Annotated in this window: 4 protein-coding genes; all 4 read left to right on the top strand. The window is 57.2% G+C overall.

Features of this window, described 5'->3' with window-relative positions; translation table 11 throughout:
- Positions 1-568, top strand: a 568-nt coding sequence (locus PA598K_RS38170; RefSeq protein WP_260405557.1) for a polysaccharide pyruvyl transferase family protein, incomplete at its 5' end; no start/stop codon positions are given.
- Between the two features lie 41 nt (positions 569-609).
- Positions 610-1,419 (top strand): WecB/TagA/CpsF family glycosyltransferase, encoded by an 810-nt coding sequence (locus tag PA598K_RS23230; protein WP_185602184.1) that lies wholly within the window; start codon positions 610-612, stop codon positions 1,417-1,419.
- A 108-nt stretch (positions 1,420-1,527) separates the two neighbouring features.
- Positions 1,528-2,661 carry a glycosyltransferase family 4 protein gene (locus tag PA598K_RS23225; protein WP_128659258.1) on the top strand — a complete coding sequence of 378 codons (1,134 nt, stop codon included), beginning with the start codon at positions 1,528-1,530 and terminating at the stop codon, positions 2,659-2,661.
- 324 nt (positions 2,662-2,985) lie between these two features.
- Positions 2,986-7,119 (top strand): S-layer homology domain-containing protein, encoded by a 4,134-nt coding sequence (locus PA598K_RS23220; protein ID WP_128659255.1) that lies wholly within the window; start codon positions 2,986-2,988, stop codon positions 7,117-7,119.
- The last annotated feature ends 456 nt before the right edge of the window (positions 7,120-7,575 follow it).

The raw sequence follows: 7,575 nt of genomic DNA, 5'->3' as shown, positions 1-7,575 counted from the left end.
CGAGCCGCTGGCAGGCGCATCGCGAGTGCCCGAGATCGGCGTGTCGGTGCGCTATTGGCGCAAGGATCGGGCCGATCTGGACCGCATCGCGGCAGCGCTGGCGACGCTGGCTCGCAGCCGCGAGGTGCGGCTCCGCTTCCTGCCGTTCCATCTGCCGGACGACCCCGAGGCGTCCGCCTATGTGATGGAGCGGCTCGGTGCGATCGGCAGCAGCACGGCGGAGCTCGTCGCCGCCGAGGAGGACCCGCAGCGGATGCTGCTCACGGTGAGCCGTTGCGATCTGTTGGTCGGGATGCGGCTGCATGCGCTCATCTATGCGGCCAATCAGTCGGTGCCGCTGCTCGGACTGTCCTACGATCCGAAGATCGACCAGTTCCTCGGCAGGCTGGGGCTTCGCGCCATTGGCACAACCGAGTCGCTGGACCCGGATGGGTTTGCCGCCGAGGCCGCTTGTTTGCTCGACGATGGAGCAGCCTGGCGGGCGTCCAAGGCGGAGGCAATCGCTGCGCTGCAGCAACAAGCTTTGCAGCCGGCGCAACAAATCATCCGGCTCATACGTCAAATTTAGCAGGACAGTGCTCGAATCGAATGAAGAGGTGAATGCACGGCATGAGTTTGTCAGTCCATGAGAAGCGGCCGGAAGCTGGACAATCGGCGGCGATGCCTGAGGTGCCGGTTGTGCCGCTGTATGGCATGTCCTTCTCTCGCATGAATATGAAAGACACGGTGGCGTACCTGACGGCTGGCATCGAGCAGCGCCGGACGATGCAGGTCATCACGGGCAACCCGATCATGATCATGACGGCTCTCGACAATCCGGCGTTCCATCGGGCGATGCGAGAGGCGGAGCTGCTCGTGCCCGATGGGGCGGGCGCTGTGTGGGCGGCCAACCATGTAGGGATGCCGGTGGCGGAGCGAGTCGCCGGGTTCGATCTGCTGCATGAGCTGCTCCATGTCGGCGAGCAACGGCGTTGGTCGGTGTTCCTGCTCGGCACGACGCAGGAGACGATCGACGAAGCGGCTGCGCGACTGCAGCGCCAATATCCGCTGGTGCGATTCGTCGGCACCCATCACGGCTTCTTCGGGGACGACGAGGATGCCGAGGTGATCGCCAAGATCCGCGAGGCGGATCCGGACATGCTGTTCGTCGCGCGCGGCGTCCACAATCAGGAGCCGTGGATCGCCAAGCACAAGCAGGCGCTCGGCGTACCGGTCATGATGGGGATCGGCGGTAGTCTGGACGTCATCGCCGGCAAGCTGAAGCGAGCGCCGCTCTTCATGCAGCGCCTGGGTCTGGAGTGGTTGTACCGGCTTTTGCTCCAGCCTTCCAGGATCGGCAGGATGATGGCCTTGCCCAAATTTGTGATTAAAGTGTTGCGGGACCGCGAAAACGTGACAAAAGAATATCCAACCCCGTGATAAATCTCTGAAAATGCTGAAAAACGGTTGAAAATGGCGTTGGAGTTTCTTATTTAATCGGAGTATAATTCATTCCGGTAGAAACACAAAGGGGAGTAGGAGATGTCTGTGAGCGTTTCGTATATTATGGGATTTGTCATTGCACTTATATTGGCGTTGTCGTTGACGCCGCTTGTTAAGCGTTTTGCCTTCAAGATCGGGGCGATCGATAAGCCGAATTATCGCAAGGTGCATACCCGCATCATGCCGCGATTGGGAGGTCTAGCGATCTACGCCGCTTTTATCGTCGCTGTGCTGGGCGTGCTGCCATTCGTGCCTGAGGGGATGCTGAGCAGCTACGACAAAAACCTGATCTTCTCCATTATGGCAGGCGGTACGATCATCGTGCTGCTCGGCGCGCTCGACGATCGCATCGAGCTGTCCGCCAAGGTGAAGCTGCTCGGACAGATCGCTGCGGCTTGCGTCGTGGTCTTTGGCTTCGGGGTGAAGATCGATCTGGTCAACGTGCCGTTCGGCGCGACGATGCAGCCGATCGCCGACTGGCTCAGCATTCCGTTGACGATCCTGTGGATCGTCGGCGTCACCAATGCGATTAACCTGATCGACGGACTCGACGGCCTGGCCGCCGGGGTATCCGGTATCGCTATCGCGACCATCCTCGTGATGGCGCTCGTAATGGGCTTCGAGCCGACGATTCTGCTCAGCTGTGTCTTGCTGGGGGCGATTGTCGGATTCCTGTTCTACAATTTCCATCCGGCCAAGATTTTTATGGGCGACTCCGGATCGCTGTTCCTCGGCTTCTGTCTCGCGACGCTGTCGATGATCGGCTTCAAGCAGGTGACGATCGTCTCCTTCGTCACGCCGCTCCTGATTATCGGCGTGCCGCTCTCGGACACCTTCTTCGCGATTGTACGCCGCTGGATCAACAAACAGCCGATCTTCGCGCCGGACAAGGGACATCTGCATCATCGGCTGCGCGACCTCGGCTTCAGCCACCGTCGGACGGTGCTGATCATTTACGGTATCGCCGCGTTCTTCGGCTGCTGTGCGATCGTCCAGTCGACGCTCGTCCAGTCGCCTGCGGCGAACTGGATTACGTTCGGGGTTATCGTCATCCTGACGTTCCTGCTGCAGATCGGCGCCGAGCTGATCGGCATCGTGGACAAGACGCGCCGCCCGGTCATCAACTTTATCCAGCGCAAGCTGCTTCGATGGAGCCCGGAGTCCCGGACCTCCAAGTAACTGCAACGCACGCCATTATTTATCGCGCCTTGACTCGTATGACGAGTCAGGGCGTTTTTATTTTGGCCGTGACGGGCTTGCCCGCCGTCTTGCCAGCCGTTTCACGGTCAGCCCTAAAAAATTCGCCCGCCGCCGCCGATAATTATAGATACAGTACCTGCAAGCTGACTTGAGGCGGATGCAGGCAGAGGGGGAACGCGATTCGATCTTTACCGGCCCGTAGACGAAACGACCGATGAGTAGTGCCGCGAGCTCAACGCACACATTCGATACAGTTACGCTTTCGAGGGAGAATTCCTTCAGAACATTTTTTAGGAGGACCACATGTTAAGAAAAGCACTTTCCATTGTTATGACCGTGGCGTTGCTCCTGACGATCGCGCCGTTCTATCCTGCGCAGGTGGAAGCGAATACGTCGCGTATTTTTTCTTTTGTGAATGAGCAGTATTCGCCGGGCAGCGCCCGGATTACGACCAACGAACGCGTTAATCTGACCGGGACGATCAACAACGTCATCGGCAGCACAATTACGTACAGCGTCTATCAAATGGTCGACGGTATCGAGCATGAGACGAACCGCAACGAAAACCAATCGACCAATATTTCGTTGAGCGGCAACAGCATCGCCGTCTACAATGTGCAGCTGTATCCAGGACTGAACAAAATTACGTTCAAGGGCGTCCAGGGCAATGCCGAGGTAAGCGATTCGATCTATATCGAATACCGCAACAGCCCGACGTTGTTCAACCTGCTGGCCAGTCTGGACGGATTGCAATATGAGATTCAGGAGTATGGGACAACGGTCGTACACTCCACGCTCTCGCAAGGCAAGTCGAGCGCCGATATCAGCATCAGCGGCCGCGCGCCCAATGCCGAGCGGGTTACGGTCATCGTCAATAATCGCAGCTACACCTACACCGTGAACAGTCTGAATGACTGGGCTTTTGTCGCCGCGCCGGTCAATATCGTCAAAGGCAAAAACACCGTCACGATCCGCGTGTTCAACAATAACCAGTCGGTCGAGACGACGCGCGACATCGCCTTTTATAACGGACAGGTCACCTTCTACGATCTCAATCTGACGGCAGGGGCGGTCTCGGCCAGTCTCGAGAAGAACCCTAACTTCTCGGTTCCAAATAGCACCAACCTCAGCCTGAAGGGCAAGGTCATCGTGCCGGTCGCCTACAATCAGCAGACCGACACCTACAGCCCGACGATCTCGACGGCTGCTCTGCAGTATAAGCTGAACAATGCGCTGTTCGCCAACGTGCCGGTCGCGAATATCAGCTTCGAGCCGGTCGGCTTCGTGCCAACCCCGAGCACTCGCTTCATGACGCTTGCATTTACCGTTGATCTGGGGACAACCGGCTCGGCCGCCTTGCCGTTCAACGAGATGCACACGATGCAGTTCCAGGGGATGAACATGGTCAAGGTGCCGGCCGGAACCGACCAGTCCTCGACCTACTCGTTTACGCTCCGCAACAGTGGGCTCGCTTATATCGAGGATGTGAACTATCTTCCAGGCTTCGCCTCAGGGACGACCGACGGCCAGCTGGAGGGGATGCAGGGCTCGGATATCGAGAAGGCGGATATCTTCTCCCTGCCGATGGGCGTCGAGATCCTGATCGGCAACTTCGGCAGCTACCGGACGAATCTGCCGGCCAACCTGCTGCAGATCGAAAGTGTCACCGATGCCGCGGGCACGCTGCATACGGGTGGCGATGACACAGGCGAGTCGACCAATCCCAATGTTAAATTCAGCTACAAGCAACGCAGTGTCAGCTACGTAACGCAACGCAATGTCGATGGCGTGGAGCAGCAGTTCCTGCGCGTCTTCCTGGAGATCCGCAAGCTCCCGTCGTCCGGCGCGCAGACGTTGCGCTTCAAGCTCAACGATGCGGCTAACGCTTCGGCGGATCTGTATGTCGCGCCGATAACGTTGCTCTACGGGCCTTACGCGAGCTTTACCAAGATGCTGGACGACAAGACGGTCAAGTATGATACAACGCTGGCCAATAATGACGGGTTAACGGCTCTGCTCGCGAATGAGCTGGATTATTTGCGGGGCGAGTTGCTCAATATCTCCAATCCAAATGATATCGTCTATGAGACCGTGGCAGGTCCTCCTGTGCAGCCGCAAACCGTGTTCTTGTACATCAACAACACGCATATTCCGTTGCAGCAGGATACGGGCACGGGCGGGACAGGCACCAACAAAGCCAAGTTTATTATCAAGTCGGATTCGTATACGGCTGCCTTTAACGCCTTGTTCAAATCGGGTGAAAACAACATCAAGTTCGTGTTCCGCACAACCAAAAACAACTATGAGCGGAACATGAAGCTGATCCTGGTGCCGACTAATCTTCCGGTCATCCCGGCGCCCAATACGGATGGCGTCTACCCATACAGCATAGGTCAGCAAAATCCGTTGCCGAACGATCCCAATTTCCCGCTGACAGGCAATGTGTATACGACCAAGGAAGCCGAGATGAACATCTATGGCACCTTTGACTTTATCGATCTGGGCGACACGCCGACAGCTGCGACAGCCAAGCTCACCGCACTCGCGAACGACAAAAGCAACTACTCGATCAAGATTGCCAGCGCGGGACAAGCCGATATCGTCTGGTCGCTGAACAACTCAATGGTGACGCGACATCCGGATCAACCGGCCTACGAGAATGTGGTCATCGGAGGAACGAATACCGTGCCCGGGCTTACGGTGCAATACCATCTGAACACGCAAAGCTTCTCCTTCATCCTGCCGAACCAGCAGCTGCCGGTCGACGGCAGTCCGAAGGTGTACAACATTACGGTGTTCAACAGCGGCGAGACGGGACCGAGAGCGACCTATCGCCTCGAGATCAACCCGACGACGATCCCGTATACGATCCTGGCGCCGGTCCTGGAGAAGCGGGTGATGAACCAGAATTTCGTCGAGGTCGTCATCTCCTCGCCCGGTGCGGACAGCATCACGATCAATAAGCAGCCCGCGCGTAAAATTCTGTATCGCGATTATGGACGGATGGAGAATGGCGCTCCGCGTCTCATATCGGCATTCAGCGCGCTCGTCAGCGATCTGAAGGGCGGCAAGGATACGCGGGTCGATCTGATCATTAAGCGTGGAGACGATGAGATCAAGGACTACTTCAACCTGAAATATGTGCCGGAGTCGATCCCGGGACATCAGATTATGGAGACGATGAAAAACTCGCACAAGCTGTTCGACAACAAGCTGACGCTGACCTTTGACCGCGGCACCAACCTGATCCGCACAGACTACAATGTCCCGGACAATCTGAAGGGGCAGGTCTACAACGGACACAAGCTGCTGTTCGCGATCGCGAACCCGGTAGACGGCGTCGTGGACCGTCACGACTTCGAGTCGGTCCCGGCCAACTATGACCTGGACTTGTCGCTCGGCAAGGTGCTGTTCGCAGCCAGCTTCCCGCAGCGCTACATCAAGTCCAGCCCGGTCTACTGGATCGATCCGGGGCAGGCGGACGATGCGACGACGGTTAACGTCTACGATCCGATCAGCGCCGGCGTCGACCCGTATCCGTTTTCCCGAGAGGAAGGGGTCACCCAGAGCTATTACTTCGCACGGGCGAGCGATCGCGAGCTGGTGCCGTCCAAGCGCGGCTCGCTGACGCTGTCCTACGATTCGACGATTCGCCAGGGCGCAGGCACGATGGTGACGGTATTCCGCTTCGATGCGTTCACCCAGCAGTGGGAGAATATCGGCGGCGTCGTCGACGCCGGCAAGAACACGATTACCGTGCCGTTCGACAAGTTCGGCTATTACACCGTCGCCAAGCTGAGCTATGGCTTCAACGACATCACCGACCATCCGTACGCGCGGGAAGCGATGGAGGCCATCTATACCAAAGGCGTCATGAACGCCATCGATCCTAGCGGGATGTTCGGCGGCGATCAGTATGTGACGCGCGCCGAGTTCGCCCGGATGATCGTCCGCGCGCTGGAGATGCCGCTCAACTACGACGGCGCCAATCACTTCGACGACGTGCCGAACATGGGCAACGCGATCAATATGAATGCAATCTGGGATTACCGCTATATCGAGACGGCCGCGCGTTCAGGCTTCACGAGAGGGACGCGACCGCGCGCCTTTGATCCAGAGTCGCCGATCGTCCGTCAGGACGCCGCTGTTATGCTCGCCAAGGCGCTCAACATGAAGCTGGAGACCGACGCGGCTAAGGTGCGCTCGGGCCTGCAGAAGGTGTTCAAGGACGAAGGTTCGATGGACTTCTACGCTGCGCCTTCGGTGCTGGCGATTCAGAAGAAGGGCTTCATCCAGGGCGCGCCTGTCGACATCAACGACGCCTCGCGCGGCAAGGTGTTCCAGCCAAAGGCCAGGCTGCTGCGCAGCGACGCGGCGATCATCATCGCCAAGGTCATGGCCGATCAGAAGAAACTGCCTAAGGTGTATACGCAGTAGAAGGCAGCCCTCAAATTAACGCCTACGGTCACGGGGTCGATCTATTAATTGATCCCGTGCCTCTTCGGCATTTTGAGGGCAGCCTGTAACGTTAACAATGAATAAATTAAACGGCCGTCCCGCCAAGGTGCGGCCGCCTTGCAATCTATTGTCAAAATGAGGTATAATCACAAAACCGTGTGTTAATCTTAGAAACCTCTATGAATGCTCAGAAATAGATTTATAGAGCTCTGGGATCCTCTCAGAAACGCAAGGGGAAGTTGTTGGAGAAACTGGTGCGAGTTTTTTTGCATGGGAAATGTTTCTCGGTGACGAAAGGCGGGTAACAAGCTATACTAGGTTTCGACAGCATACATAATATGAGGTCTATGGCAGCTAGTGGCGAAACCGGCCAAATGTTACATAGTTATGAACACGGAACGACGGATTAAAAAAACTTCAAACTTTTTTTCTCGG

Origin of the sequence: Paenibacillus sp. 598K, assembly GCF_003851045.1 — a bacterium.
Taxonomy (GTDB): Bacteria; Bacillota; Bacilli; order Paenibacillales; family Paenibacillaceae; genus Paenibacillus_D.
This window is presented reverse-complemented; position numbering and strand designations above follow the sequence as displayed.